This is a genomic window from Enterobacter sp. PI-10, assembly GCF_027947695.1.
GTDB classification, from domain to species: Bacteria; Pseudomonadota; Gammaproteobacteria; order Enterobacterales; family Enterobacteriaceae; genus Enterobacter; species Enterobacter vonholyi.
This window is the reverse complement of record NZ_JAJNOG010000007.1, coordinates 157,563-183,166: the sequence shown is the minus strand read 5'-3', so window position 1 is coordinate 183,166 and position 25,604 is coordinate 157,563. Positions and strand designations below refer to the sequence as shown.

Here is a 25,604-nt window from a genome sequence, read left to right as displayed (position 1 = left end):
GAGATCTGTTTTTTTGCAGGAAAAGCCTGCAAGTTTTTTGTAACTTTTTGAATACAGATGCTTAAAAAAAGCTGCAAAAGCCCTGACTGCATGGTCTCTCTTTCCACGGACTGTACAGCCTAATTTCCAAAAACGAGAGCAAAATCGAATAGCCGGTTTTTTAACGTTTTAATCTTGTGAGGAAAACCGTTAATATAAACCAAATTATCACTCAGTAGCGTTATCCCTATTCTGGAGACATTTCCTTTGATCAACGTCCTTCTTGTTGATGACCACGAACTGGTGCGCGCAGGGATACGACGCATTCTTGAAGATATTAAAGGTATTAAAGTTGCCGGTGAGGCGTGCTGTGGCGAAGATGCGGTAAAATGGTGCCGCACAAACTCGGCAGATGTGGTACTGATGGATATGAACATGCCCGGTATCGGTGGTCTTGAAGCAACACGCAAAATCGCGCGTACGTTTGTTGATACAAAAGTCATCATGCTGACCGTGCATACCGAAAACCCACTGCCCGCGAAAGTGATGCAGGCGGGCGCAGCGGGCTATCTGAGCAAAGGAGCGGCGCCGCAGGAAGTCGTCAATGCGATCCGTTCCGTGTATGCAGGACAGCGTTACATTGCTTCCGACATCGCACAGCAGATGGCCCTGAGCCAGATCGAGCCCGAGAAAACCGAATCACCGTTTGCCAGTTTGTCCGAGCGTGAATTGCAGATTATGCTGATGATCACTAAAGGTCAGAAGGTGAATGAGATCTCGGAACAGCTGAATCTCAGCCCGAAAACGGTCAACAGCTATCGTTACCGTATGTTCAGTAAACTGAACATTCATGGTGATGTGGAACTGACGCATCTGGCCATCCGGCATGGTTTGTGTAATGCGGAGACGTTGTTAAGTCAGTGAGTGATGTGTTCGATTCAAAAACATTTCTGAAAACCGTAACCAGCCAGCCTGGCGTCTATCGCATGTATGACGCTGGCGGTACGGTTATCTACGTGGGGAAGGCAAAAGATCTTAAAAAACGTCTCTCCAGCTATTTTCGCAGCAATCTGGCCTCCCGTAAGACCGAAGCGCTGGTCTCACTCATCCAGAATATTGATGTCACCGTCACGCACACGGAGACAGAAGCGCTGCTGCTAGAGCACAACTATATTAAGCTCTACCAGCCGCGCTATAACGTCCTGTTGCGTGATGATAAATCCTACCCGTTTATTTTTCTGAGCGGCGACACCCATCCGCGCCTCGCCATGCACCGCGGTGCGAAACATGCAAAGGGTGAATATTTCGGGCCGTTCCCTAACGGCTATGCCGTGCGTGAAACGCTGGCGCTGCTGCAAAAAATCTTCCCAATCCGCCAGTGTGAAAACAGCGTTTACCGTAACCGCTCGCGCCCGTGCCTTCAGTACCAGATTGGTCGCTGCCTGGGGCCGTGTGTAGCCGGGCTGGTGAGTGAAGAGGAGTATGCTCAGCAGGTGGAGTATGTGCGCCTGTTCTTAGCTGGAAAAGACGATCAGGTCTTAACGCAGCTTATCGCGCGGATGGAAAAAGCCAGTGCCGCACTCGAGTTCGAAGAGGCCGCACGGATCCGCGACCAAATCCAGGCGGTGCGCAGAGTCACTGAGAAACAGTTTGTCTCGAATACCGGTGACGATCTCGACGTTATCGGCGTAGCCTTTGACGCCGGGATGGCCTGCGTGCACGTGCTGTTTATTCGCCAGGGCAAAGTGCTCGGCAGCCGCAGCTATTTTCCGAAAGTGCCTGGCGGTACCGAACTGGGTGAAGTGGTGGAAACCTTTGTCGGCCAGTTCTATCTGCAGGGGAGCCAGATGCGCACGCTGCCTTCTGAGATCCTGCTCGATTTTAATCTTGACGATAAAACCCTGCTGGGCGAGTCGCTCTCTGAGCTGGCGGGCCGTCGGGTCAATGTACAAACCAAACCGCGCGGCGATCGTGCGCGTTATCTGAAGCTAGCGCGAACCAACGCGGCGACGGCGCTCACCACTAAGCTCTCGCAGCAGTCGACGGTGCACCAGCGTTTAACGGCCCTGGCAACGCTGCTGAAGCTGCCGGAAGTGAAACGGATGGAGTGTTTCGACATCAGCCATACGATGGGGGAACAGACGGTGGCGTCCTGCGTGGTGTTCGATGCTAACGGCCCGCTGCGCGCCGAGTATCGTCGCTATAACATCACCGGCATCACGCCGGGCGATGACTATGCGGCGATGAATCAGGTGCTGCGTCGTCGCTATGGTAAAGCCATTGAGGAGAGCAAAATCCCGGATGTGATCCTGATTGACGGTGGAAAAGGGCAGCTCGGCCAGGCGAAAGCGGTATTTGAATCGCTTGATGTCAGCTGGGATAAAAAACATCCGCTGCTGCTGGGTGTCGCAAAAGGGGCCGATCGTAAGGCCGGTCTGGAGACACTGTTCTTCGAGCCGGAAGGTGAGGGCTTCAGCCTGCCGTCGGATTCGCCGGCGCTTCACGTCATCCAGCATATTCGCGATGAATCACACGATCATGCCATCAGCGGTCACCGCAAAAAACGGGCGAAGGTGAAAAATACCAGTAGCCTGGAAACGATTGAAGGCGTGGGGCCAAAACGTCGCCAGATGCTGCTGAAATATATGGGCGGATTGCAAGGATTACTCAACGCCAGCATGGAGGAAATTGCAAAAGTGCCGGGTATTTCGCAAGGGCTGGCAGAAAAGATCTACTACTCGTTGAAACATTGAGGGCTCTGTAGCAACATAGAGCTAAATTTTACTGACAACAAATAGTTACCGTCACTATGCAATATAATATCCCTACGTTGCTCACTCTTTTTCGTGTTGTACTCATCCCGTTCTTTGTGCTGGCGTTTTACCTGCCGGTTGTCTGGGCACCCTTTGCGTGCGCATTGATCTTCCTTATCGCAGCGGTAACAGACTGGTTTGATGGCTATCTGGCGCGCCGCTGGAATCAAAGCACCCGTTTCGGCGCCTTCCTCGATCCGGTGGCGGATAAAGTGATGGTCGCGATTGCCATGGTGCTGGTGGCCGAGCACTATCATACCTGGTGGGTGACGCTGCCTGCGGCAACCATGATTGGCCGTGAGATTATTATCTCTGCGCTTCGCGAGTGGATGGCGGAGCTGGGAAAACGCAGCAGCGTGGCGGTCTCGTGGATTGGTAAAGTGAAAACGACGGCGCAGATGGCGGCGCTGGTCTGGATGCTCTGGCGTCCGAACGCCTGGGTTGAGTGGGCGGGAATTGGCCTGCTGTGGGTAGCGGCAGTGCTGACGCTGTGGTCAATGCTGCAATATTTGAACGCTGCCCGAGGGGATTTGCTTGATCAGTGATCGTTTCGCCGTAATTTTCAGCAAACGATCCGGGGATGCAAAAAATAACGTTGACTCATAACGTCATATCAGTAGAATGCAACGCATCGAACGGCGGCACAGTCAGCCGGACGATAATGAAATCAAGTGGTTAGACATTTACTTGATGACATGCGGGAATAGCTCAGTTGGTAGAGCACGACCTTGCCAAGGTCGGGGTCGCGAGTTCGAGTCTCGTTTCCCGCTCCAGATTAAAGACATGCGCAGTAGCGGGTGTCAGTTTGAAAAGTTTTACGGCGCGTTAGCAAAGCGGTTATGTAGCGGATTGCAAATCCGTCTAGTCCGGTTCGACTCCGGAACGCGCCTCCACTTTCTTCCCTGGCCGGATGGTGGAATCGGTAGACACAAGGGATTTAAAATCCCTCGGCGTTCGCGCTGTGTGGGTTCAAGTCCCACTCCGGCTACCATGGGAAACAAAGAATAATCAAAGCAATAAGCAGTGTCGTGAAACCACCGAAAGGTGGTTTTTTTGTGCCTATCTTTCGCCATTCAACTTCGCCACAACAAGAGGGCACTACTGCCCAGCGACCACCACTTAAATGTGGACCACGCGAAAAGTTGCGGTTGATTTCATCCTATTTGATGCCTTTCCGTCATTCTATTATGACAGGAAGACGTTAAGCCTAAGTCTTTAACATCAAGCCCACCAATCGGTGGGTTTTTTGATGGAGTATGAGCAATTGAGGTCTTCAACGTTCGTCAAAAACCTTGAGTATCGCGATTCGGTATATAAAGTAACCAAGGACAATGAGAGCACCAGACGCTGCACCCCAGATAAAACGGGATTCGTCTTTTGAAAATGAAAAGAAATAAATACAGGACAATAGGCCCGCAGAAGCAATTCCCATCCCCAACCCGCGCAGAATTCTGGATGCTATTAATTTGATAATGTCCTGAGTGTTCATAATCCACCAAAAAAGTATTTACATACTTCGTTAAATTCATGCTTGTTTACATCTGCTACGCTGCATGCGTCAAGAAAAGGTTTCAATTTTTCTTCAACAAGAAAATACAGAAGATCTAAATCACCCATACTCTTAAGTCGGTAGTAGAGTACAGGGTTCTGGTTTTCAAGCTTTCTAGCCGTATAGATAGCTCTCGATGTTTCTGCACCAATCGTGAGAGCGCTTCCGATGACCACGCCAGCGGCGAACGAGGTCATAATGCGTGACGATACGGCAGCGCCTAGTTTTACTCCGGTTAACTCAGCGAATATGAATTTACCAGCCATTACGCCAGTAAAATTTTGTGCAATGCCCTGAATATTATCAATGTTCACTTTTGACATGAACTCTCTGATAACGGCGTTAACTATTTTTTGAGCTTCCTGATTAACCGATATGCCTCGTTTGAGCATGTTCGCCATCCTCACACGATCATCAAAATTAGCATGGCGATGAGCCGTGTCTATGAAGTCATAACCGAGGTAATACATGCTAACCGGAAAAGAGAGCATTCCCTGCGCTACAGAAACCAGGAAGCCGGAATCGCCAGCATCAAGGCTCTTCAGCATCCTTTTTGCCAGGGATTTCGCGCTGTCCATTCCTAACCTTCCTTATGGTTTTTGTTTGTGTAACATACAGAATGATAATGAGGATACTACGAAAAAGAAAAAGCAAAGCCCCACCGAAGTTGAGGGGGATTGTAGTGTTACACTTTTGTCGAAGCGTCGACACCACGTAGACGCTGCTTTTGAAGCAGCCATTCAAACGCTTCACCTTCCGCTTGATTGTAAGAAAAACTTAATTTAGTTCTCCAAAAATAGTGGTAGCAGAAGTGCAACCATCACCAGTGATTACCCTATAAGAGAGTCATACGTATCATAAATTTATGATACGTATGACTCTCTTATAGTTTTTAAAACCCCTCGGCGTTCGCGCTGTGTGGGTTCAAGTCCCACTCCGGTTACCATGGGAAACAAAGAATAATCAAAGCAATAAGCAGTGTCGTGAAACCACCGAAAGGTGGTTTTTTTGTGCCTCTGGCTTAGCGCGAAGCGATCATATCTCATCATCATCCCGATCCTGCTGTGCCCGAGAATTTGCTGCCATACCAGAACGGTAAGCCTAACTTTCTAATATCAAGCCCGGAAAGCAGGGCGATTTTCAGATAACCTGCAACCAATCTTAAACAAACATTTCACTCGTCAGACACAGGTTGCCGCCGCTGATAAACTGGTTGGTATCCACCCCGGAGAGCGGAAGGTTATTGTCATGCAATATGAAGAACAGCAGCTTATCAACGGCCTTTTCGAGCGTCTTAAACAGGCCGGACAACAAAACAGCCAACGGGATGCAGATGCGGAGCGTCAGATCGCTGAATTCGTCAGACAGCAGCCTGCGGCCCCCTACTATATGGCGCAATCGATTTTGATTCAGGAAGCGGCGTTGAAACGCCTGCAGTCCAGGGTTCAGGAGCTGGAAAGCGAATTAGCCGCGCAAAAAAGCAAACCCTCGACGGGCGGCAGTTTCCTCGGCGGCCTGTTTGGTGGCGGGAAAAGTAACCCGCAGCCTGAAAACAGCTGGAATGCCCAGCCGCAACAGCCGCCGGCGCAGAATTACTCTCGGGCGCCAGCGCCGGCTACTCGCGGCGGCGGTTTTATGGCTGGCGCGCTCCAGACAGCCGCTGGCGTGGCCGGTGGCATCGCGCTGGCCGAGATGCTTACCAGCATGTTCCATCAGTCGCGGCCGGAAGAGATAGTGAACATCATCGAAGAACCGACAATACCCGTCGGTGGTGAACCGTTTGTCGGTAATCAATACGGCGACTTCAATAACGTCTCTGACACCCGTTTCCTCAACCAGAACGATCCGCTCGGCAATAATAACGACGCCTGGCAGAACGACGATGTAGATGACGACTACAGCAATGACGACGACAGTTTTATTTAACGACGTTATCGTGTGACTACCGAAATGAAGTGAACCCCGAAAGTTGGATATCCTACGATTAGGGGTTTTGCGTTTCCGGGTCAAAAGAATCCTTCGACGCTACCCCTGAAGGCTCATAAATTAGATTCGTTTTACTACTTTCCTTACTAGCAAACCTGTAAGAATTGCCGGAAGCAATTTAAATAAAGAGGCGATATCGACTAAGGTATCCTCCAATTTTTCTATTCCGTATATGCCGAAATGGTCCATCGCTGTATAAGCGCATTCGGCAGGTATCAAATCACACCCCGCCCAAATACGCCTTCCTCACCTCCTGATTCCCCAGCAGCTCCTCGCCGCTGCCGGTCAACCTGATCTGTCCGTTTACCATCACATACCCGCGGTCAGAGAGCTTCAACGCGTGATGCGCATTCTGTTCCACCAGAAAGATAGTCATGCCGTTACGGGCCAGCTCGCGCAGAGTCTGGAAGATCTGTTTCACCACAATCGGCGCCAGACCGAGGCTCGGTTCATCCAGCAGCAGCAGCTTCGGACGGCTCATAAGCGCTCGGGCGATCGCCAGCATCTGCTGTTCGCCACCGGACATCGTCATCGCGCGCTGCTTGCGCCGCTCTTTCAGGCGAGGGAAAAGGTCAAACATGGTTTGCATATCTTCAGCCGCAAACTGGCTGCCGATGGGGATGGTCCCCATCAGCAGATTCTCTTCAACGGTCATATCCGGAAAAATTCGTCTGCCTTCAGGCGCCTGCGCAATGCCGCCGGACGCGACGTAGTGGGTGGATTTATGGCTGATATCTTCCCCGCCGAAAAGGATCTGCCCGCTGCGGATACGCGGCTGGCCAAAGATGGACATCAGCAATGTCGATTTTCCCGCGCCGTTTGCGCCAATCAGCGCCACGGTTTCCCCCTTATTCACCTCGAGGGAGACCTGCTTCAGTGCCTGAATGACACCGTAAAAGACATCCACTTCGCGAAAAGCCAGCAGCGGTTCGCTCATAGGGAGACCTCACTTTCGTCCGTACCCAGGTAGGCGGCAATGACCTTTTCATCATGCTGGATCTGCTCGGGTTTCCCCCTGGCAATCACATCGCCGTGGTCGAGCACGATAATGTCGTCCGAAATTTCCATCACCATCCCCATATCATGCTCAATCAGTAATACCGTGATGTCATGATGATCCCGCAGAAAGCGAATAATGCTGCTCAGCTTGTGCGTTTCAACCGGGTTCAGTCCGGCGGCGGGTTCATCCAGGCAGATCATTTCCGGCCCGGTACACATTGCCCGCGCGATTTCCAGTCGCCGCTGCTGGCCGTAGGACATCTCTCCCGCCAGGCGATTGGCGCACTCCACCAGATCCACCACTTCCAGCCAGTAGAAGGCTCTGTCCAGGGCGTCGCTTTCTGCCCGCCGGTAGGACGGCGTATTCAGGATCCCGGCAAGCAGATTGCGGTTAACGCGCATATGCTGCGCCACCAGCAGGTTTTCCACGACCGACATCTCGCGAAAAAGACGGATATTTTGAAACGTGCGCGCCAGCCCGGCACGGTTGACCAGGTGGGTTCCGCCGAACATTTTGTAGAAAAGACGCTGCCCGAACTGCGCGGGGTTAATCCAGTCGCCGGGCTGGAATTTTTGTCCGAGGACCTGAATGACGTTGGTCGTTTTATGGCGGGTATTAAATAAAATGTTGCCGCCGGAGGCTCTGTAGAAGCCCGTCAGGCAGTTAAACACGGTGGTTTTTCCCGCTCCGTTTGGCCCAATCAGGGCGGTAATGGAGCCACGCTTCACGTCCAGGTTGACGTCGTTTAGCGCTTTAATCCCGCCGAAGTGCATCATCAGATGTTCAACGCGTAGTATCGTTCCGTTCATGGCGCGACGCCCTTACGCACGGCAAACCCGCTGCGGTTAATGCGGATCAAACCGCGTGGACGCCAGATCATCATCACCACCATCAGCATGCCAAACAGCAGGACGCGGTACTCGGCAAAACTGCGCAGCAGTTCCGGCGTTACCGTGAGCACAAAGGCGGCCAGCACCACGCCAAGCGTAGAGCCCATACCGCCCAGCACCACAATGGCGAGGATCAGTGCCGATTCAAAGAAGGTAAACGAGGTAGGATTCACGAACCCCTGATAGGTGGCGAAGAACACCCCGGCAATGCCCGCGGTCGACGCGCCCAGCGTAAAGGCGGAAAGCTTAACCAGAACATGATTCAGCCCCATTGAGCGGCAGGCAATTTCGTCTTCACGCAGCGCTTCCCACGCCCGACCAATCGGCATTCGCGTCAGGCGGTGCTTAATGTAGAGCACCAGCATCACCACCAGGAACAGCACCGCGTAGATGAAAATAAACTTCATGTTCGGGTTGTAGGTCAGGTGGAAAAATTCGTGGAAGGGCACGCCGCCTTCTTTCGCGCGTCGTCCAAATTCCAGGCCGAAAAAAGTGGGGGGAGGGGCCGACACGCCGTTGGGTCCGCCGGTGAAGGTCAGCCAGTTGTTCAGTATCAGGCGAATAATCTCCCCGAACCCGAGGGTGACGATGGCCAGATAGTCACCGTGCATGCGCAGTACCGGGAAACCGAGCAGGGCGCCTGCGGCGGCGGCCATGATCGCCGCCAGCGGCAGCATGCTCCAGAAGCCTAAGCCGAGATACTGGTACCCCAGCGCCAGACCGTACGCCCCAATCGCGTAGAACGCGACATATCCCAGATCCAGCAGACCGGCCAGACCCACGACGATGTTCAGCCCCAGACCGAGAAGCACGTAGATCAGCCCGAGAATGGCGACGGTCAGCACATATTTAGTGGCAACAAACGGAAAGCAAATCGCAAGAGCAATCACCAGAGGAATAATCCAGCGCATGCGGCTTTTGTATTCCGGTGGACGGACATATACGCCTGCGCTATCGGCTTCGAAGCGTGCCTGGAAACGGGCGCCCGCGGCGGTACCTAAAAAGGCGCTCAACAGAAAACGTCCGAGCATTACGGTGCCAACCATCCAGGCCAGGCGCTGCCCGGCGAAGGTAAAGCTGTACCCGTCCAGCACCACGCCCGCGATGGGACCGAAGATAATCAGCGCAACCAGCCCGGAAAAGATCGCGTCCAGCATGCAGCGTTTAAGTGAAAAGCCGTGTGATGTCATCATTCTCTCCTTCACACCTTGGCCACAACCGGGCGCCCGAGCAGTCCCTGGGGACGGAAAATAAGGATCATGACCAGCAGGCCGAACGAGAAGACGTCTTTATAGTCCGAGTTCACCATGCCCGAGAACTGGGCTTCCGCCACCCCCAGGATAAGGCCACCGAGCATGGCGCCAGGGAGGGAGCCGATGCCGCCGAGTACCGCCGCCGTAAAGGCTTTAATGCCGATCACGAACCCGACGTAGAAATCAAAGGTGCCGTAGTTCATGGTGATCAGTACCCCCGCCAGGCCCGCCATCGCCGCGCCGATAACAAAGACAAGCGAAATAATCCGGTCGGTGTTAATCCCCAGAATGGAGGCCATCTTACGATCCTGCTGGACCGCGCGGCACATTCGCCCCAGCCGGGTACGATTGATTATCCAGGTGAGCACCAGCATGCCGGCAAACGAGGCCAACAGAATAAACACTTTGGTGTAGGTTATCTGCACGAACCCGTCGCCCAGATGCAGGCGAATCACGCCGTCCAGCATGGTCGGCACCCCTTGCTGGCGCGGGCCCTGGCTCAGCTGCGCGTAGTTTTGCAGGATAAGCGACATCCCGATGGCGGAGATCAGCGGCGCCAGGCGCGTGGAGTTACGCAGCGGCTTGTAGGCGATACGCTCGATGGTCCAGCCGTACACCCCGGTGACCACAATCGTGAACACCAGCGTCCCGAGGATCAGCAGCGGGAAGGACTGCAGTCCGAAGAACGAGAGCAGCGCCAGGCCAATGGCGCAGAGATAGGCGGAAATCATATACACTTCGCCGTGGGCGAAATTAATCATGCCGATAATGCCGTACACCATGGTATAGCCGATGGCGATCAGGCCGTAGACGGAACCCAGCGTTAAGCCATTGATTAACTGTTGCAGGAAGAATGTACTCATCTTAGCGCGCTCGTTTTATAGGCCGCGCGAGACGCGCAGCCTGATGTTTATTACGCGCCGACGGGTAGGCCCGCCGACGTTGAGCGTGACTCCGTCCCGTTACTGCACTTCCTTATATTTTCCTTTGTCGTCCCACTGGTAAACAACGTAGTCAGACACTTTCAGATCGCCTTTGCTGTCCCAGGCTTTTTTGCCCATCACCGTGTCGACGGAATTGGCCTTCAGCCACTCGCTGGCTTTGGCAGAGTCCTTGCCGCCGGTGGCCTTGAAGGCCGCGGCAATGGCCTGTACGGAGGCATAGGAGTAAAGGGTGTAACCTTCCGGCTCGAATTTACCGGCGCGGAATTTCTCGATTACCGCTTTACCGTCCGGGATCAGGCGCGGGTCTTTACCGAAGGTCATGTAAATGCCGTTGGTGTACTGCGGGCCGCCCGCCGCGGTCACCATCTCCTCGTTGACGATACAGTCACCGGAGAAGAATTTGGCCTGCACGCCCTGTTCACGCATCTGGCGAACCAGCGGACCGGCTTCCGGGTGACAGCCACCGAAGAATACGACGTCCGGTTTTTGCGCGCCGATCTTGGTGACCAGCGCGTTAAAGTCTTTTTCACCGCGGGATAACCCTTCGTACATCACATCCTGAACCCCGCGTTTCGCCAGCGCCGCTTTGGTAGCGTCAGCCAGACCCTGACCATAGGTGTCTTTGTCGTGAATAATCACCACGCGCTTGGCTTTCAGCTTGTCGATGATGAAGTCGCTGGCAACCTGGCCCTGCTGGTCGTCGCGGCCGCACATGCGGAACATGTCGCTCATACCGCGTTCGGTAATCAGCGGGTTAGTGGAGCCGGGGGTAATCGCAATAATACCTGCGTCGCTATACACCTCGGAGGCGGGCATGGTGGAAGAGGAGCAGAAATGGCCGACCACGGCGTTGACTTTATCCTGGTCAACTAAACGGTTAGCGACGGCCACGGCCTGCTTGGGCTCGCAGGCATCATCCCCCTGAACCAGTTTGATCTTCTCGCCATTAATGCCGCCTGCGGCATTAATGTCTTCAGCGGCCTGCGTTGCGCCGTGCCAGTACTGATCGCCATAGGTGGCATTCGGACCCGTGAACGGCCCGGCCACGCCAATCACAATATCTGCCCGGGCGGAAAACGCCGTCACCAGGCAACCGGCCAACACAAGAGAAAGAGGAGTTCTGATAAATTTCAGCGACATTATTATGTTCCTTAGCAAAGAGGTTTTTGCACCACGGCGTAAACCCGAACGCCCGACGGCGCAGCCAATCCGAAACACGAGCAAGAACAAAACGCACTAAACGAACAAGATACAGACGGCATCCTGCATATTACGGCGAGATTTCCCTGCGCAGAGACGCGCGAAGAACGTTAAGCAAAAACGTTGCCAGAATGGTTAACCCATTGACGGGCATGTGACATGTTTGAGTATAGAGCGCCGCGTTATGCCGCCTTAGGGGAGGAGAAGAAATTACAGCGGAGATCACATATCGTTAACAATAAAGCCCATAAGTTGTGCAAAGGTCACGGTTTGCACGTTTTTGCAGCAATAAAGACCTAAACTTCAGCCCGGAGAGGGGTGAGATATGTGTTAGGATCGTTTCCTTTTTTGCAGGAGTATCAGCGATGACTGAAGGCCCATTGAATGAAAGCGAAATGGCGTGGCTTGAAGAGACGTTAACGTCTTACGGTCATGATGACGCGTCAGTGATTGACGTGTCCGAACTGGACGGCATGCTTACCGCAGTGCTTTCCGGTCCTGTTGTCGTTGAGCCAGATGCCTGGCTGGTGGCGGTTTGGGGTGGCGAGAAGTACATTCCGCGCTGGAAAAACGATCGTGAGATGAACCGTTTTATCGATCTCTGCTTTAAGCACATGAACGATATTGCCGAGCGCCTGAGCGAATACCCGGATCAGTTCGAACCGATGTTTGGTTATAACGACGTGGACGGCGAGAGCTATACCGTAGTGGAAGAGTGGTGCTATGGCTACATGCGCGGCGTGGCGCTGACGGACTGGTCTGCCTTGCCGGAAGCCCTGAAGGCCGATCTTGATGTGATTGCGCTGCACGGGGCGGAAGAGAACAGCGAAAAGCTGGATGAACTGTCCGAAGAAGAATATATCGCCAGCATCGAGAGCATCCAGACTGCGGCGCTGCGCCTGTATAATTACTGGGTAAACAACCCGCAGCAGCCGGAAGCGAAGAAGCCGATTGTGAACGGCACGAAAGTCGGGCGTAACGATCCGTGTCCTTGCGGCAGCGGGAAGAAGTTTAAGAGCTGCTGTTTGCACTGATCAATTTTTTATTAACTTAGGTGGATTTGTTTCGTTCACCTCCAGTCAGTAGAAAATAATACGATCTTTACCTGTGAACGAGATAAGGGGGCCACCGCGGCCCCCTTATCGATCCCCGCGGCCCCGCGGAAAATCGGTGCTTCGCACTGCGCTCACCTCACGACCGTCTGCCTGCGGTCGGCTCAACTCGACATCCTGTCTCGCTTCGCCTCTGGCCGCCATCCATGGCGTCCAGCCCTTGTCCCCCGATCTCCGGTTCGCCGATTTTAGCGGGGATGCAACCCCCGTGCCCCATGCAGACTATGAAGAAGGTGGAGGGAGCGGGAGTCCGGCTAAAATCGCCGAATCGTTTCCTGGAGGCCGGGGCGACGCGCACGGATGCGCGGCGAGGGCGGCTTTACAGGGACGTTGCATCCGCCCGTCCCCGAAAAGCCGTAAGGAATAAGATGAGGGCACAGCGAAGCGGCGATTTTCTTGCCGGGAGCCGGGATTGTTAAGGGGGCGGCGATAGCCCCCTTAACACGTTCACCGCAGCGGGCAAAACAGGTAGCAGAAGAGTATAAGTGAACGGAATTATCCCCCGATATTACATATAAAATGGACTTGCCATTGAGATAAACAATTCAACCCACTTCCGGCAGCATCCCTGCTGCAATCAACACCTGCACCAGAATAATCACCACCCCGCAGCCAAACACAACGCACAGCAGCGGTTTTCCGCCCGCCACGCGGTACCCCTGCTGAGGGTGCTGCTGACGGCTTTTCCATGCCAGCAGGGAGGGGAGGAGGAGGGCAAGGATCGAGAGCGCTACCCCTGCGTACCCCAGCGCCATCACAAACCCGCGCGGGTAAAACAGCGCGAACGCCAGCGGTGGCAGGAAGGTGATTGCGCCCGTCTGTAACCGTCCCGCGGCGGTATTGCGACGCTGGAACAGGTCGGCCAGGTAATCAAACAGGCCGAGCGCCACGCCCAGGAACGAGGTTGCTAGCGCCAGGTCGGCAAACAGGTGTACCGCCAGCTCAACGTGCGGGGAGGTGACGACCTCGCGCAGGGCCAGCAGAAAACCGTTCAGGCCAGCGTGTTGCGCCATAAGCCCAATAAAGGTTGAAGAGTCAATGCTGCCCAGCGTTACCAGCTGCCAGAAAATATAGGCGATCAGCGGGATCGCGCTGCCGATAACAAAAACGCGGCGCAGCTTGCGGATATCGCCGTTCATATAGCTGACGATGCTCGGCACGCTGCCGTGGAAGCCAAACGAGGTGAAAATGACCGGGATAGCGGAGAGCGCCAGACCTTTTTCCAGCGGCAGCGTCAGCAGGTTGACCTTGTGCACGTGCGGGGCCAGCAGCACCAGCATGATAATCAGGAAGAGAATTTTGGCGCTGAACAGAAAGCGGTTAAACAGATCGACCAGCGACGTTCCCACGCAGACCACGCCGCCGCCGATGAGTGCAAAGAAGATGGCGCCCGTTGCAGGGGTAATGTCAGAGCCAAACCAGTCGTTGACGCTGGAGGCAATCAATTCCCCAGCGCCGCTAATGTAAGCGGCGGTCAGGGCGTACATCAGGAACATCATGCTAAAGCCGGTTATCCACTGGCCGTAGCGTCCCAGATAGCGCGCCGCAAGCGAACCCAGACCGGTGTCGGCGGGCACGTGCTGGTAAACCTCAAGCAGCAGCAGGGCGGTGTAACACATCAGCGCCCAGAGCGTTCCCAGCAGCAGCAGGGTCATGCCAAATCCCACGCCCGCGGCTGCCAGTGGCATTGCCAGCATTCCTGCGCCAATCGTCGTTCCGGCGACGATAAAAATACTTCCCAGGGTTCTGTTTTTCACGCTTTCCTCTACAACGATGCTTAACCGCGACAAAATCTGCGGCGCAGAGTAAGGGAAAAGCCGTAGTTCGTCAAATCCCCGTTACAACTAGTGTAATGAATGGTTTACGAAATGATGACCCTCTGATCCTTTATAGGCCTCTCCCTACTTCATAAGGGCAATGTTGCTGCGCGACGTTCCGGCGTAACGTAAACACTAAGTATAAATTATCAAATTAAGTGAGGGTTTTATGGCAGGTGAGAATCCTTTTACCGCGGCGTGGAGTCGGGGAGGTAACCTGTTGTGCCATGGCCACTGGATAATCAGCTGGCAAAACCAGCCCCTGAACCTTCCCGAATCCCGGCGCGAAAAGGATATGGGCACCTGGGCAATCTATTCGGTTATTGATCCTGAAGATGAAACTTTTGCGCAAGGCTTACAGGAAGATGAGTGGATAATCGAGAATGTCGACTGGTTGACGGATATGTTCTACGAGAGGGGGATTCCGCTGGAGACGGCCAGTTACCGCTATTTTTACCAGGCCGTGAATCCCCACGACTGGCGCTGCACCAGCTGTGCCGGGTGTATGTAAATTAACGCGGTGCAGGGAACCCGCACCGCGCTGATATTAATTCTGAGTATCGAGAGTGGAAAGTTCTTTATCAATAAAGTAAAGACCTTCGCCAGATTTCCCCACCAGCGATAATTTATCCAGCACGGATTTAAACAGCTTCTCTTCTTCGTGTTGTTCAGCGACGTACCACTGCAGGAAATTAAATGTTGGATAATCCTGGCTGGTCATCGCAGCATGAACCAGTTTGTTAATTTTCTGGGTGATCAGCTGCTCGTGCTCGTAGGTGGCGCGGAACAGTTCATCGAGGGAATTATACTCAGCAAACGGTGAGGCCACGGTTTCAATGCGCGGCAGGCTGCCCGTATCCGTAAGATAATCAAACAGACGCTGCATGTGGGTCATCTCTTCCTGAGCGTGACGACGCAGAAACGCGGCCGCACCTTCGAAGCTGTGGTAGCTGCACCAGGCGCTCATCTGCTGGTAGAGCAGGGATGAAAAAAGCTCAAGATTCATTTGTGCGTTGAGCTTGTCGATCATTTCAGTTTTCAGCATGGTGACGCTCCGGATTATTATTTCTGGTCCACAATGAGCGACACTATAATTTGTTATTTAATTATTTGCAAAACGTAAAATTATTATTTTATTTATTCAAAATACGAATGGGAATAAAACGCATTGGCGATTTTTATAATGTATTAATGAGAATTATTTTTGTTCGTAATGAAATAAACTGCCAGCACACGCTGGCAGCTTCGATTAATACCACGGATTATTTGACTTAGGATTAACGGCGTAACCCATACATTTGTACTGGATAGTCACGCTCTCGTTCAGGCACAGAGAACCGCTTGTCAGGGTACAGGTTTTAATGGGCTGACCATAGGCTGAGGCGGTAGCATACCCCATGCTCTGACACGCTTTTACCGCCGTGCCGTTATTCACATACTCATCGGAATATGCATTTTGCAGCGCTGCCTGGCCGTAGTCGAGGCGGACGATTCCGTTTGGGGCATCGAGACTACTGACTTCAGCCTGGCGGTTAATACTACACCCCGCGAGCAGCAGGATTGTGCCGGCTACAATGACTCTTTTCATGGTTCGCTCTGAGTGGATGGAAATACGTTATCGTACCCGCAGATGCCCGCTGCAATGCCTGGAATAGCCAGACAATCTGCCCTCACTCTTTGCAACGGGTCCGGGATGAACGCTGTCAGGCCACACGCGGATAAAATTGTGATGCATGTCACAAAAATATTGATTTTTGTGACAATGGTCATATTATAGGCACGTTGACAATAAAGTTGTATAACAAGTTAATGGAGCCTCATCGTGAAACTGCGCAAAATCCTGAAAAGCATGTGGGCCAATTACTGCCGCACGTTCAAAGACGTGCCGCCGGGCGCCATGTTCTGATAAAAAACCTGCTTCGGCAGGTTTTTTTATACCTGCAGGCGTTGAAGGGGAGATGTCAGGGGGCGTGTTTTGCTAATATGGCGGCCTTTAAATAAGGAGAAAGCCCCATGTCACAAAACCTGAGCGCCGATCAGGAACTGGTCTCTGACGTTGTCGCCTGTCAGCTGGTTATCAAACAAATCCTTGATGTTCTGGACGTGATTGCGCCGGTTGAAGTGCGCGAGAAGATGTCTACCCAGCTCAAAAACATCGATTTCGCCAGCCATCCTGCTGCCGCTGATCCGGTAACGCTTCGTGCGATCCAGAAAGCCATCGCGCTGATCGAGCTGCGATTCACGCCGCAGGGTGAGTCCCACTGACGCAGGGAAATGGGCGACGGTAGTGTCGCCCTTTGATGCTGTCAGAAGAACGTCTGGACCAACAGGTAGCTCGCCGCGCACGCGCAGCTCACCCCAATCAGCCCTGGCAAAATGAAGCTGTGGTTGATGATAAATTTCCCGATGCGGGTCGTGCCTGACCGGTCAAAGCCGATGCAGGCCAAATCACTTGGATAGGTTGGCAGCACAAAATAGCCGTATGATGCCGGGAAAAAGGCGATCAGCATTTTCGGGTCGATGCCCAGCATGAGGCCCATAGGCGCAACGGCCGTCAGCGCCGCCGCCTGGCTGTTCACCAGTTTTGACACCAGAAACAGTACAATGGCATACGTCCACGGGTGGCTTTTCACCACGCCTTCCAGCGCCAGCTTTAACTCCTCGAGATGTGCCTGAAAAAAGGTATCGCTCATCCACGCCACGCCGAACACCGAGAAGATCGCGACCATACCGGCTTTGAACACCGCGCCGTTGGAAATGGCCGACGCATTGACCTTGCAGGCCATCAGCATCACCGCGCCCGCAATTAACATCATCATCTGAATGACAAGGTTCATCGACAGCGCCGTCATTTTACCTTTCACTTCAAAGGCAGGGCGCAGTTCAGGGAATGCCCCCAGCAAAACGACCAGGGCAATACCGGCAAAGAAAATCCACGTGGACCAGTAGGCCTGTTTAGGAAAACGTTGATTCATTAACGTCTCCGTTCCGCCGTAGATAAATTCGCGCTGCTTGGGCTCTTTCAGCTTTTCCTGAAACTCCATGTCATCGGCCAGATCTTTCCCACGGCGTAAGCTCCACAGGGCCGCTATGGCCACGCCAAAAAGTGAAGCGGGAACCGAGACGGCAAGTATTTCCAGGATCCCCCACGCGTGGCCGAGCCCATGCTGGGCCGCCAGGATGGAGACCAGCGACACGACGGCAACGGAAACGGGGGAGGCCGTGATCGCCATCTGCGACGCGACCGATGCCACGGCCATAGGGCGCTCCGGGCGGATCCCTTTTTTCAGGGCGATATCCGCAATGATGGGGAACATGGTGTAGACCACATGCCCGGTGCCGCACAGAAAGGTTAGCATCCAGGTGGTGAAAGGGGCGAGCAGGGTGATGTGCTGCGGGTGTTTGCGCAGAAGACGTTCAGCAAACTGCATCATGACGTTGAGACCGCCCGCCGTTTGCAGGGTAGCGGCACAGCCAATCACCGCAAGGATGGTCAGCATAACGTCAACCGGCGGTTTACCCGGCTGCAGACCAAAGACAAAACATAAAATAAAAAGACCAATACCGCTGATTAACCCAAGTCCCATTCCGCCGAAACGCGTACCCGTCAGCAGGCAGAGGAGAATGACAACAAACTCAATGGTGATCATGATGCTCCCTCGTCAATGATTATGTAACTAAATAAATCATCACACGTTGTGTGGTTAATCATTGGGAGCCAGATCTGATTTGTTAAATTTCAGCAAAAGCAGAAGGTTGGAGACGTGAAGGGAGCCTGCTCCTCCGGATAGGAGCAGGCCAAAAAACTCAGTGGTGCTGCACCGCCACGATGTCGAGCAGATGACGGTCGGTTTGCTCAGGACATAAACCCGCCTGCTGCGCATTATGGATCTCATCCGCCAGCGTCTTCAGCAGAAGGCCATCCTGCTGCTGCTCTTTATCCATATCGCGTAAGAATCTGAGCGTCGTAATGTCCTGCTGCGCTTTGGCTTCATCGGCCAGTTTGCTGAGGGTGCTGCAGCGTTGTTCATACTCTTCAAGCGTTTTCTGAAACAGTTCTTCCAGGCAAGAGTAGTTCTCGTTGATCCCATCAAGAGCTTTAACGACAGGATTTGCCCCTGCGGCTTTCAGGAAGTTAAAGACACGCATCATATGAGTGACGTTACTTTGCGCCTGAGAGCGAAAGAATGTGGCAGATCCCGTGAGGCTATTCTCGGCACACCATGCACTTAAGTGAAGGTGCAGATTCGAGGCGTAGAACTCAAGGTTCATCTGCGCGTTAAGTTTTTGCATCATCGTTTGGGTAGCCATACTCATATCCTTATTGACTGTGGGACGTGATGTCCGTTGCTTAACCTGAGCGCCAGGCAAATATGAAGAAAAGAGCAGAAATACACATTCTGCCGTGACCGAAGTCGACCGAAATACACTTCCTGTGTTCGATATAAATAAGCATACCCTTGTCTGTGGTCTAAGAAAACTCTTAATTAGGCTGTGTTTACCATACATTACAAAGCTTAATATAGTACAGAAAAGCAATTAGCTCGCCATGAAGTGAGTGCTTTTTAAGTTTCTAAATATTAAGGTTTTTTACTGAGGTGACACACTGTTACTCTTTCGAAAATATTAAGTTGGGATAATGCTCCGTGAAAAAGAGAAATACGGCTTAATCGTTTCGAATATATGATGTGCCAATAAAATTGCGCTAAATCAAATTCTGCGGAATAACGTTTTTCCAGGTGCATTATACATTCTTGATAAAACAGCATGTGAACCCGTTTAACGCCAGGCGCCGTTTTGCCCGCTAAGGAGCATCAGGGATATCTTAGCTAATCTTATGGATAATTCTGCTTAACCACCTTCTATTTGTCTGACAAATCCTGCCTCTTTTATGTCATTTTTCGCTGAATTTATGTACGCAATTACTGTAATTCTGCGGTGTGATGGGGCTCTCTTATGGATGATTAATTTCCCGCTAAAACTATCACCAGCAATAACGCTTATGACGAGGTAAGCGCTAATGCCTTGTTTTAAGTCCGATTAAATAAGAAGCACGCACATATTCCCTACAGAAAAGAATGCTAAAGCTGGAGTTTACCATGCACAAATTTACTAAAGCGCTGGCGGCCATCGGTCTGGCTGCCGTTATGTCACAATCCGCTATCGCTGAGAATTTAAAACTCGGTTTTTTGGTAAAACAGCCCGAAGAGCCCTGGTTCCAGACTGAGTGGAAATTCGCAGATAAAGCCGGGAAAGATTTAGGTTTTGAAGTCATTAAAATCGCCGTGCCTGACGGCGAAAAAACCCTGAACGCCATCGACAGCCTTGCGGCCAGCGGTGCAAAAGGTTTCGTTATCTGTACCCCTGATCCAAAGCTGGGATCGGCGATTGCGGCGAAGGCGCGCGGTTACGACATGAAGGTCATCGCGGTTGACGATCAGTTCGTCAACGCTAAAGGCAAGCCGATGGATACCGTCCCGCTGGTCATGATGGCGGCGACAAAAATTGGCGAACGCCAGGGCCAGGAGCTCTATAAAGAGATGCAAAAGCGCGGCTGGGATGTCAAAGAGACCGCGGTGATGGCTATCACGGCTGACGAGCTAGACACCGCACGTCGTCGTACTACCGGTTCAATGGATGCGCTAAAAGCAGCCGGCTTCCCGGAAAAACAGATCTATAAGGTCCCAACCAAATCCAACGATATCCCAGGCGCTTTCGACGCCGCAAACTCTATGCTCGTCCAGCATCCGGAGGTCAAACACTGGCTGGTGGTCGGCATGAACGACAACACCGTGCTGGGCGGGGTACGCGCGACGGAAGGCCAGGGCTTCAAAGCGCCTGACGTGATCGGGATTGGCATCAACGGCGTTGACGCCGTCAGCGAGCTGTCCAAAGCGCAGGCTACCGGTTTCTACGGTTCTCTGCTGCCAAGCCCGGACGTTCACGGCTACAAATCCAGTGAGATGCTCTACAACTGGGTCACCAAAGGGGCCGAACCGCCGAAATTTACCGAAGTGACCGACGTGGTGCTGATCACCCGCGACAACTTCAAAGAGGAGCTGGCGAAAAAAGGACTGGGCGGTAAGTAATACGCTGTGATTGCGCCCCTCATACATCGTGAGGGGCCAGACGTACACACTACAGGAATCACGGAGACGTTATGCGACAGTCTGATCCGTATCTCTCTTTTCGCGGCATCGGGAAAACTTTCCCCGGTGTGAACGCGCTGACCGATATCAGCTTCGACTGCTATGCCGGCCAGGTTCACGCCCTGATGGGGGAAAACGGCGCGGGTAAATCCACGCTGTTGAAGATCCTCAGCGGCAACTACGCGCCCACGACCGGCACGCTGGCCATTCGCGGCGAAGAGATGGCGTTTGCCGATACCACGGCGGCGCTCAATGCCGGGGTGGCGATCATCTACCAGGAGCTGCACCTCATTCCCGAGATGACCGTGGCGGAAAATATCTATCTAGGACAGCTCCCGCATAAAGGCGGCGTGGTGAATCGTTCGCTACTCAATTATGAAGCGGGGCTGCAGCTTAAACACCTGGGTCTGGACGTCGATCCCCAGACGCCGCTGAAATATCTCTCCATCGGCCAGTGGCAGATGGTTGAAATTGCCAAGGCGCTGGCGCGTAACGCCAGAATTATTGCCTTTGATGAACCCACCAGTTCGCTCTCTAAGCGTGAAATCGAAAATCTGTTCCGCGTGATCCGCGAATTGCGTCAGGAAGGCCGTACGATCCTGTACGTTTCGCACCGAATGGAAGAGATTTTTGCCCTGAGCGATGCCATCACCGTGTTTAAAGATGGACGCTATGTGCGCACCTTTACCGACATGGCGCAGGTGAACCATGACCAGCTGGTTCAGGCAATGGTCGGACGCGATCTGGGCGATATTTATCACTGGCAGCCGCGCCCGTACGGCCCGGAACGCCTGCGCCTGGATAACGTCAAAGCGCCGGGCGTCAGAACACCGATTTCGTTATCCGTTCGCAGCGGTGAAATCGTCGGCCTGTTTGGTCTGGTGGGGGCGGGGCGCAGCGAATTGATGAAAGGTCTGTTCGGCGGTACCCGTATTACCGATGGCCAGGTCTCCATTGACGGCGAACGGGTAGATATTCAGAAACCGGCCCACGCGATCGGGGCGGGCATGATGCTCTGCCCGGAAGACCGTAAAGCAGAGGGGATCATTCCGGTGCATTCGGTACGCGACAACATCAATATTTCCGCTCGCCGCAAGTTTATTCGCGCAGGCTGCCTGATAAACGATAGCTGGGAGTCGAGCAACGCCGACCACCATATTCGCTCGCTGAATATCAAAACGCCGGGTCCGGAACAGCTGATCATGAATCTTTCCGGCGGAAATCAGCAGAAAGCCATTTTAGGCCGCTGGCTGTCGGAGGATATGAAGGTGATTTTGCTGGACGAGCCGACGCGCGGTATCGATGTGGGGGCAAAACACGAGATCTATAACGTGATCTATGAACTGGCAAAGCGCGGCGTGGCGGTGCTCTTCGCCTCCAGCGATCTGCCGGAGGTGCTTGGCGTGGCCGACCGCATTGTGGTGATGCGTGAAGGCGAAATTGCCGGTGAATTACTTCATGAACAGGCGAATGAACAACAGGCGTTGAACCTCGCCATGCCTAAAGTCAGCCAGGCTGTCGCCTGAGTAAGGAGTTAATGATGTCCTCTGTTACTACATCCGGGGCGCCGAAATCGAAATCGGCGCTGAGTTTTGGGCGTATCTGGGATCAGTACGGCATGCTGGTCGTCTTTGCCGCGCTGTTCCTCGCCTGTGCTATTTTCGTCCCTAATTTTGCCACCTTCATTAATATGAAGGGACTGGGGCTGGCTATTTCCATGTCCGGGATGGTGGCCTGCGGTATGCTGTTCTGTCTGGCCTCCGGCGATTTTGACCTGTCGGTGGCGTCGGTGATTGCCTGTGCGGGCGTCACGACGGCCGTGGTGATCAACATGACGGAGAGCCTGTGGATTGGCGTCCTGGCCGGGCTGCTGCTCGGCGTCATCAGCGGTCTGGTGAACGGTTTTGTTATCGCTCGCCTGAAGATTAACGCCCTGATAACCACGCTTGCGACAATGCAAATTGTCCGCGGGCTGGCCTACATCATCTCCGACGGTAAAGCCGTGGGGATTGAAGACGAGCGCTTCTTTACCCTGGGTTACGCCAACTGGCTGGGTCTGCCCGCGCCTATCTGGCTGACCGTGGCCTGCCTGATCCTGTTCGGCTTCCTGCTTAACCGGACCACCTTTGGCCGTAACACGCTGGCGATCGGCGGTAATGAAGAGGCGGCACGCCTGGCAGGGGTACCGGTGGTGCGAACCAAGATTATTATCTTTGTGCTCTCAGGGCTGGTTTCTGCCGCCGCGGGGATTATTCTTGCTTCGCGTATGACCAGCGGCCAGCCGATGACCTCTATCGGTTATGAGCTGATCGTCATTTCGGCCTGCGTTTTAGGGGGCGTTTCCCTCAAGGGAGGCATCGGAAAAATCTCATATGTTGTGGCCGGTATCCTGATTTTAGGCACGGTGGAGAACGCCATGAACCTGCTGAATATTTCGCCGTTCTCTCAGTACGTGGTACGTGGCCTGATCCTGCTGGCAGCGGTGATTTTCGACCGTTACAAGCAAAAAGCGAAGCGTACCGTGTAACCCTTTTTTCCGTCTTTTATTGCTCAACTTATAACCATAGTTGACCCCTGAACCGCCCCGCCAGTAAAACTGGCGGGGCGGTTGTCAAATGGCGAGCCACGTCACACTGTCTATACTTACATGGCTATGAAAGAGGTAAAGGCGTTTACCTCTCGTAAACCGTAAGGAGGAAAAGGGTGGCTGACATGTTAACCGCACCGCCTGTACTGCCCGGACATTATGCTTTCTTTTTTGATCTCGACGGCACGCTCGCCGGGATAAAACCGCACCCCGATCAGGTGTCTATTCCGGAGGCGGTGTTACAGGATTTGCATCAGCTCTCGCTCATGAACGAGGGAGCACTGGCATTGATATCAGGGCGCTCAATGGCCGAGCTGGATATGCTCGCCAGTCCTTACCACTTTCCGCTGGCCGGTGTACACGGAGCGGAGCGCCGCGACATCCATGATCACACGCATATCGTTTCACTCCCCGACGCACTCACGCAAACGCTGCATAAGCAGCTCTCTGCGGCGCTGGCCGTACTGCCCGGCACCGAGCTGGAAGCCAAAGGCATGGCCTTTGCCCTGCATTATCGTCAGGCGCCGCAGCACGAAGATGCCGTGCTCGCGCTTGCTCATACGGTTGCGGATGCACATCCACAGCTGGCGCTGCAGCCGGGCAAATGCGTAGTCGAGTTAAAACCGAAGGGGATTAATAAAGGTGCAGCCATCGCCGCATTTATGGCGGAGGCACCATTTAAGGGCCGGACGCCTGTTTTCTTAGGGGATGACCTGACCGATGAGGCCGGGTTTCGCGTGGTGAATCAGGCCGGAGGTATCGCCGTCAAGGTGGGGCCTGGTGACACCGTTGCCGAATGGCGACTGGCGGATGTCGCCAGCGTCTGGCAGTGGATATCTGACATCGCTAACCAGCAACAACAACAAATAGCGCAAAGCAAAGGGGGAAACCATTATGGGTCGCTTAGTCGTCGTCTCTAACCGAATCGCACCGCCTGATGACAAAAAAGCCAGTGCAGGTGGCCTGGCGGTAGGGGTGTTAGGTGCCTTGAAAGCCGCTGGCGGGCTGTGGTTTGGCTGGAGTGGGGAAATCAGTGAAGAAGAGAAGCCGCTTAAAAAGGTGACGCGCGGAAACATTACGTGGGCTTCATTTGCATTAAAAGAGAAAGACTATGACGAGTATTACTCGCAGTTCTCGAATGCCGTCCTGTGGCCTGCGTTTCACTATCGTCTTGACCTGGTCAAATTTCAGCGTGAATCCTTCGAAGGCTACTCGCGCGTGAATGCGCTGCTGGCGGATAAACTGCTGCCATTAATAGAAGAAGACGATATTTTATGGATCCACGATTATCACCTGCTACCCTTCGCGAGAGAGCTGCGAAAGAGGGGGGTGAATAACCGGATTGGCTTCTTCCTGCACATTCCTTTTCCGACGCCGGAAATTTTTACCGCGCTGCCACCGCATGAAGAGCTGCTGGAGGCGCTGTGTGACTACGATTTGCTTGGCTTCCAGACGGAAAATGACCGCCTGGCATTCCTTGACTCCGTGTCAGGGAAAGCCCGTCTGGTGACAAAAGGCGGAAAAACTCACACGGCCTGGGGGAAAACCTTCCACACCGAGGTGTATCCAATAGGAATCGAACCAGACGAGATCGCGGAGCAGGCCTCAGGTCCGCTGCCGCCGAAGCTTGCGCAGCTTAAGAATGAACTTAAGCACGTGAAAAATATCTTCTCGGTTGAGCGCCTTGATTATTCCAAAGGGCTGCCGGAACGCTTCCTGGCGTATGAAACGCTGCTGGATAAATATCCGCAGCACCACGGTAAAATCCGCTATACCCAGATCGCGCCGACGTCGCGCGGTGAGGTTCAGGCCTATCAGGATATTCGCCACCAGCTGGAAACAGAGGCAGGGCGCATAAATGGCCGCTACGGCCAGCTGGGCTGGACGCCGCTCTTTTACCTGAATCAGCACTTTGACCGTAAGATCCTGATGAAGGTTTTCCGCTATGCGGACGTTGGGCTGGTCACGCCGCTGCGCGACGGGATGAACCTGGTGGCGAAAGAGTATGTGGCGGCCCAGGATCCTGCCGACCCGGGTGTTCTGGTGCTGTCCCAGTTTGCCGGGGCTGCAAATGAGCTCACGTCTGCGCTTATTGTTAATCCTTACGACAGGGATGACGTGGCTAACGCGCTGAATCGTGCCCTGACAATGCCGCTCACGGAACGTATTTCCCGCCATGCCGACATGATGGAGACGATCCGGAAGAACGACATTAACCACTGGCAGGCGCGTTTTATTCAGGATCTCCGGGATATCGCTCCGCAAAGCCATGAAGGCGATCTGCAAAAAAAGATCGCGACCTTCCCTAAACTTGCCTGATTTTCC

24 protein-coding genes and 3 tRNA genes are annotated in these 25,604 nt (G+C 53.5%); 16 read left to right on the top strand and 11 right to left on the bottom strand.

All coding sequences use genetic code 11. The annotated features are described in order from the left end of the window. Positions 1–246 precede the first annotated feature (246 nt). The 6 genes from uvrY (at position 247) to LRM19_RS15990 (ending at position 3,783) form a co-directional block, all read left to right on the top strand. A complete protein-coding gene (gene uvrY / locus LRM19_RS16015; protein WP_111964857.1) occupies positions 247–903 on the top strand; it encodes a UvrY/SirA/GacA family response regulator transcription factor in 657 nt (218 codons plus the stop codon). Continuing rightward, entirely contained in the window at positions 900–2,732 is a 1,833-nt protein-coding gene (gene uvrC / locus LRM19_RS16010; RefSeq protein WP_271369428.1) for an excinuclease ABC subunit UvrC, read from the top strand. Before uvrY ends, uvrC begins: the two co-directional genes overlap by 4 nt. Before the next feature lie 56 nt (positions 2,733–2,788). After that, positions 2,789–3,337, top strand: coding sequence for a CDP-diacylglycerol--glycerol-3-phosphate 3-phosphatidyltransferase (pgsA, locus tag LRM19_RS16005; protein ID WP_008500348.1), 549 nt, complete (start codon positions 2,789–2,791; stop codon positions 3,335–3,337). A 152-nt stretch (positions 3,338–3,489) separates the two neighbouring features. Beyond that, positions 3,490–3,565, top strand: a tRNA-Gly gene (locus tag LRM19_RS16000). A 46-nt stretch (positions 3,566–3,611) separates the two neighbouring features. Continuing rightward, positions 3,612–3,685 (top strand) — tRNA-Cys (locus tag LRM19_RS15995). A gap of 11 nt (positions 3,686–3,696) precedes the next feature. Then, positions 3,697–3,783, top strand: a tRNA-Leu gene (locus tag LRM19_RS15990). A gap of 494 nt (positions 3,784–4,277) precedes the next feature. Here LRM19_RS15990 and LRM19_RS15985 read toward each other — a convergent pair. Further along, positions 4,278–4,919 (bottom strand): hypothetical protein, encoded by a 642-nt coding sequence (locus tag LRM19_RS15985; protein ID WP_271369404.1) that lies wholly within the window; start codon positions 4,917–4,919, stop codon positions 4,278–4,280. Between the two features lie 670 nt (positions 4,920–5,589). Between LRM19_RS15985 and LRM19_RS15980 the strand changes: the two genes are divergently transcribed. Further along, complete coding sequence (locus LRM19_RS15980; protein WP_271369402.1) at positions 5,590–6,267, top strand: DUF2076 domain-containing protein; 678 nt, start codon at positions 5,590–5,592, stop codon at positions 6,265–6,267. A gap of 280 nt (positions 6,268–6,547) precedes the next feature. Here the strand turns inward: LRM19_RS15980 and LRM19_RS15975 are convergent, their stop codons facing one another. From LRM19_RS15975 to LRM19_RS15955, 5 genes are all read right to left on the bottom strand, one after another. Beyond that, complete coding sequence (locus tag LRM19_RS15975; protein WP_111964853.1) at positions 6,548–7,264, bottom strand: ABC transporter ATP-binding protein; 717 nt, start codon at positions 7,262–7,264, stop codon at positions 6,548–6,550. Further along, entirely contained in the window at positions 7,261–8,136 is an 876-nt protein-coding gene (locus LRM19_RS15970) for an ATP-binding cassette domain-containing protein (RefSeq protein WP_271369399.1), read from the bottom strand. Before LRM19_RS15970 ends, LRM19_RS15975 begins: the two co-directional genes overlap by 4 nt. After that, positions 8,133–9,407, bottom strand: coding sequence for a high-affinity branched-chain amino acid ABC transporter permease LivM (gene livM, locus LRM19_RS15965; protein ID WP_149366619.1), 1,275 nt, complete (start codon positions 9,405–9,407; stop codon positions 8,133–8,135). Before livM ends, LRM19_RS15970 begins: the two co-directional genes overlap by 4 nt. An 11-nt stretch (positions 9,408–9,418) precedes the next feature. Next, a complete protein-coding gene (locus tag LRM19_RS15960; protein WP_115875715.1) occupies positions 9,419–10,333 on the bottom strand; it encodes an ABC transporter permease subunit in 915 nt (304 codons plus the stop codon). A 99-nt stretch (positions 10,334–10,432) separates the two neighbouring features. Beyond that, positions 10,433–11,554, bottom strand: a complete 1,122-nt coding sequence (locus LRM19_RS15955) for a branched-chain amino acid ABC transporter substrate-binding protein (RefSeq protein ID WP_023312277.1) — start codon at positions 11,552–11,554, stop codon at positions 10,433–10,435. A 425-nt stretch (positions 11,555–11,979) separates the two neighbouring features. Here LRM19_RS15955 and LRM19_RS15950 point away from each other — a divergent pair, with 425 nt between their 5' ends. After that, entirely contained in the window at positions 11,980–12,648 is a 669-nt protein-coding gene (locus LRM19_RS15950) for a YecA/YgfB family protein (protein WP_271369395.1), read from the top strand. 623 nt (positions 12,649–13,271) lie between these two features. On the opposite strand, the gene tyrP is transcribed toward LRM19_RS15950, so the two are convergent. Then, on the bottom strand, positions 13,272–14,483 hold the full coding sequence (gene tyrP, locus LRM19_RS15945; protein WP_032658623.1) for a tyrosine transporter TyrP: 1,212 nt from the start codon (positions 14,481–14,483) through the stop codon (positions 13,272–13,274). A 229-nt stretch (positions 14,484–14,712) separates the two neighbouring features. Between tyrP and LRM19_RS15940 the strand changes: the two genes are divergently transcribed. After that, the gene (locus tag LRM19_RS15940) at positions 14,713–15,054 is read left to right on the top strand and encodes a hypothetical protein (protein ID WP_127731490.1); all 342 of its coding nucleotides are present in this window, start codon (positions 14,713–14,715) and stop codon (positions 15,052–15,054) included. Positions 15,055–15,090: 36 nt separating this feature from the next. Here LRM19_RS15940 and ftnA read toward each other — a convergent pair whose 3' ends face one another. Next, a complete protein-coding gene (gene ftnA, locus LRM19_RS15935) occupies positions 15,091–15,588 on the bottom strand; it encodes a non-heme ferritin (RefSeq protein WP_271369390.1) in 498 nt (165 codons plus the stop codon). Between the two features lie 204 nt (positions 15,589–15,792). After that, entirely contained in the window at positions 15,793–16,131 is a 339-nt protein-coding gene (yecR, locus tag LRM19_RS15930; protein ID WP_271369388.1) for a YecR family lipoprotein, read from the bottom strand. A 234-nt stretch (positions 16,132–16,365) separates the two neighbouring features. Between yecR and azuC the strand changes: the two genes are divergently transcribed. Beyond that, on the top strand, positions 16,366–16,449 hold the full coding sequence (azuC, locus tag LRM19_RS15925; RefSeq protein ID WP_014884364.1) for a stress response protein AzuC: 84 nt from the start codon (positions 16,366–16,368) through the stop codon (positions 16,447–16,449). A 107-nt stretch (positions 16,450–16,556) separates the two neighbouring features. Further along, positions 16,557–16,808, top strand: a complete 252-nt coding sequence (locus LRM19_RS15920; RefSeq protein ID WP_008500405.1) for a DUF2766 family protein — start codon at positions 16,557–16,559, stop codon at positions 16,806–16,808. A gap of 41 nt (positions 16,809–16,849) precedes the next feature. Here the strand turns inward: LRM19_RS15920 and LRM19_RS15915 are convergent, their stop codons facing one another. Both LRM19_RS15915 and LRM19_RS15910 read right to left on the bottom strand, forming a co-directional pair. Next, the gene (locus LRM19_RS15915; protein WP_271369383.1) at positions 16,850–18,193 is read right to left on the bottom strand and encodes an anaerobic C4-dicarboxylate transporter; all 1,344 of its coding nucleotides are present in this window, start codon (positions 18,191–18,193) and stop codon (positions 16,850–16,852) included. 157 nt (positions 18,194–18,350) lie between these two features. After that, positions 18,351–18,854 carry a non-heme ferritin-like protein gene (locus LRM19_RS15910; protein WP_111964842.1) on the bottom strand — a complete coding sequence of 168 codons (504 nt, stop codon included), beginning with the start codon at positions 18,852–18,854 and terminating at the stop codon, positions 18,351–18,353. 788 nt (positions 18,855–19,642) lie between these two features. On the opposite strand from LRM19_RS15910, the gene araF reads away from it, so the two are divergent. The 5 genes from araF (at position 19,643) to otsA (ending at position 25,598) form a co-directional block, all read left to right on the top strand. Next, positions 19,643–20,632, top strand: a complete 990-nt coding sequence (gene araF / locus LRM19_RS15905) for an arabinose ABC transporter substrate-binding protein AraF (protein WP_003859687.1) — start codon at positions 19,643–19,645, stop codon at positions 20,630–20,632. Positions 20,633–20,703: 71 nt separating this feature from the next. Next, on the top strand, positions 20,704–22,218 hold the full coding sequence (gene araG / locus LRM19_RS15900; protein ID WP_252093196.1) for an L-arabinose ABC transporter ATP-binding protein AraG: 1,515 nt from the start codon (positions 20,704–20,706) through the stop codon (positions 22,216–22,218). Between the two features lie 14 nt (positions 22,219–22,232). Beyond that, positions 22,233–23,219: an L-arabinose ABC transporter permease AraH gene (gene araH / locus LRM19_RS15895; RefSeq protein ID WP_023312268.1), complete on the top strand. Its 987-nt coding sequence runs from the start codon at positions 22,233–22,235 to the stop codon at positions 23,217–23,219. Between the two features lie 176 nt (positions 23,220–23,395). After that, positions 23,396–24,199, top strand: coding sequence for a trehalose-phosphatase (gene otsB, locus LRM19_RS15890; protein WP_115875709.1), 804 nt, complete (start codon positions 23,396–23,398; stop codon positions 24,197–24,199). Continuing rightward, positions 24,174–25,598 carry an alpha,alpha-trehalose-phosphate synthase gene (otsA, locus tag LRM19_RS15885; protein WP_029741334.1) on the top strand — a complete coding sequence of 475 codons (1,425 nt, stop codon included), beginning with the start codon at positions 24,174–24,176 and terminating at the stop codon, positions 25,596–25,598. The genes otsB and otsA overlap by 26 nt, the downstream gene beginning before the upstream one ends. Positions 25,599–25,604: the final 6 nt, after the last annotated feature.

Excerpts from the sequence above, each read along its gene's own strand:
- LRM19_RS15915 (WP_271369383.1), bottom strand. The coding sequence starts at position 18,193 with ATGATCACCATTGAGTTTGTTGTCATTCTCCTCTGCCTGCTGACGGGT.
- LRM19_RS15950 (WP_271369395.1), top strand. The coding sequence starts at position 11,980 with ATGACTGAAGGCCCATTGAATGAAAGCGAAATGGCGTGGCTTGAAGAG.
- yecR (WP_271369388.1), bottom strand. The coding sequence starts at position 16,131 with ATGAAAAGAGTCATTGTAGCCGGCACAATCCTGCTGCTCGCGGGGTGT.
- LRM19_RS15955 (WP_023312277.1), bottom strand. The coding sequence starts at position 11,554 with ATGTCGCTGAAATTTATCAGAACTCCTCTTTCTCTTGTGTTGGCCGGT.
- LRM19_RS15920 (WP_008500405.1), top strand. The coding sequence starts at position 16,557 with ATGTCACAAAACCTGAGCGCCGATCAGGAACTGGTCTCTGACGTTGTC.
- araF (WP_003859687.1), top strand. The coding sequence starts at position 19,643 with ATGCACAAATTTACTAAAGCGCTGGCGGCCATCGGTCTGGCTGCCGTT.
- otsA (WP_029741334.1), top strand. The coding sequence starts at position 24,174 with ATGGGTCGCTTAGTCGTCGTCTCTAACCGAATCGCACCGCCTGATGAC.
- ftnA (WP_271369390.1), bottom strand. The coding sequence starts at position 15,588 with ATGCTGAAAACTGAAATGATCGACAAGCTCAACGCACAAATGAATCTT.
- LRM19_RS15940 (WP_127731490.1), top strand. The coding sequence starts at position 14,713 with ATGGCAGGTGAGAATCCTTTTACCGCGGCGTGGAGTCGGGGAGGTAAC.
- LRM19_RS15985 (WP_271369404.1), bottom strand. The coding sequence starts at position 4,919 with ATGGACAGCGCGAAATCCCTGGCAAAAAGGATGCTGAAGAGCCTTGAT.
- pgsA (WP_008500348.1), top strand. The coding sequence starts at position 2,789 with ATGCAATATAATATCCCTACGTTGCTCACTCTTTTTCGTGTTGTACTC.
- LRM19_RS15970 (WP_271369399.1), bottom strand. The coding sequence starts at position 8,136 with ATGAACGGAACGATACTACGCGTTGAACATCTGATGATGCACTTCGGC.
- LRM19_RS15960 (WP_115875715.1), bottom strand. The coding sequence starts at position 10,333 with ATGAGTACATTCTTCCTGCAACAGTTAATCAATGGCTTAACGCTGGGT.
- LRM19_RS15980 (WP_271369402.1), top strand. The coding sequence starts at position 5,590 with ATGCAATATGAAGAACAGCAGCTTATCAACGGCCTTTTCGAGCGTCTT.
- LRM19_RS15975 (WP_111964853.1), bottom strand. The coding sequence starts at position 7,264 with ATGAGCGAACCGCTGCTGGCTTTTCGCGAAGTGGATGTCTTTTACGGT.
- livM (WP_149366619.1), bottom strand. The coding sequence starts at position 9,407 with ATGACATCACACGGCTTTTCACTTAAACGCTGCATGCTGGACGCGATC.
- araG (WP_252093196.1), top strand. The coding sequence starts at position 20,704 with ATGCGACAGTCTGATCCGTATCTCTCTTTTCGCGGCATCGGGAAAACT.
- LRM19_RS15910 (WP_111964842.1), bottom strand. The coding sequence starts at position 18,854 with ATGGCTACCCAAACGATGATGCAAAAACTTAACGCGCAGATGAACCTT.
- araH (WP_023312268.1), top strand. The coding sequence starts at position 22,233 with ATGTCCTCTGTTACTACATCCGGGGCGCCGAAATCGAAATCGGCGCTG.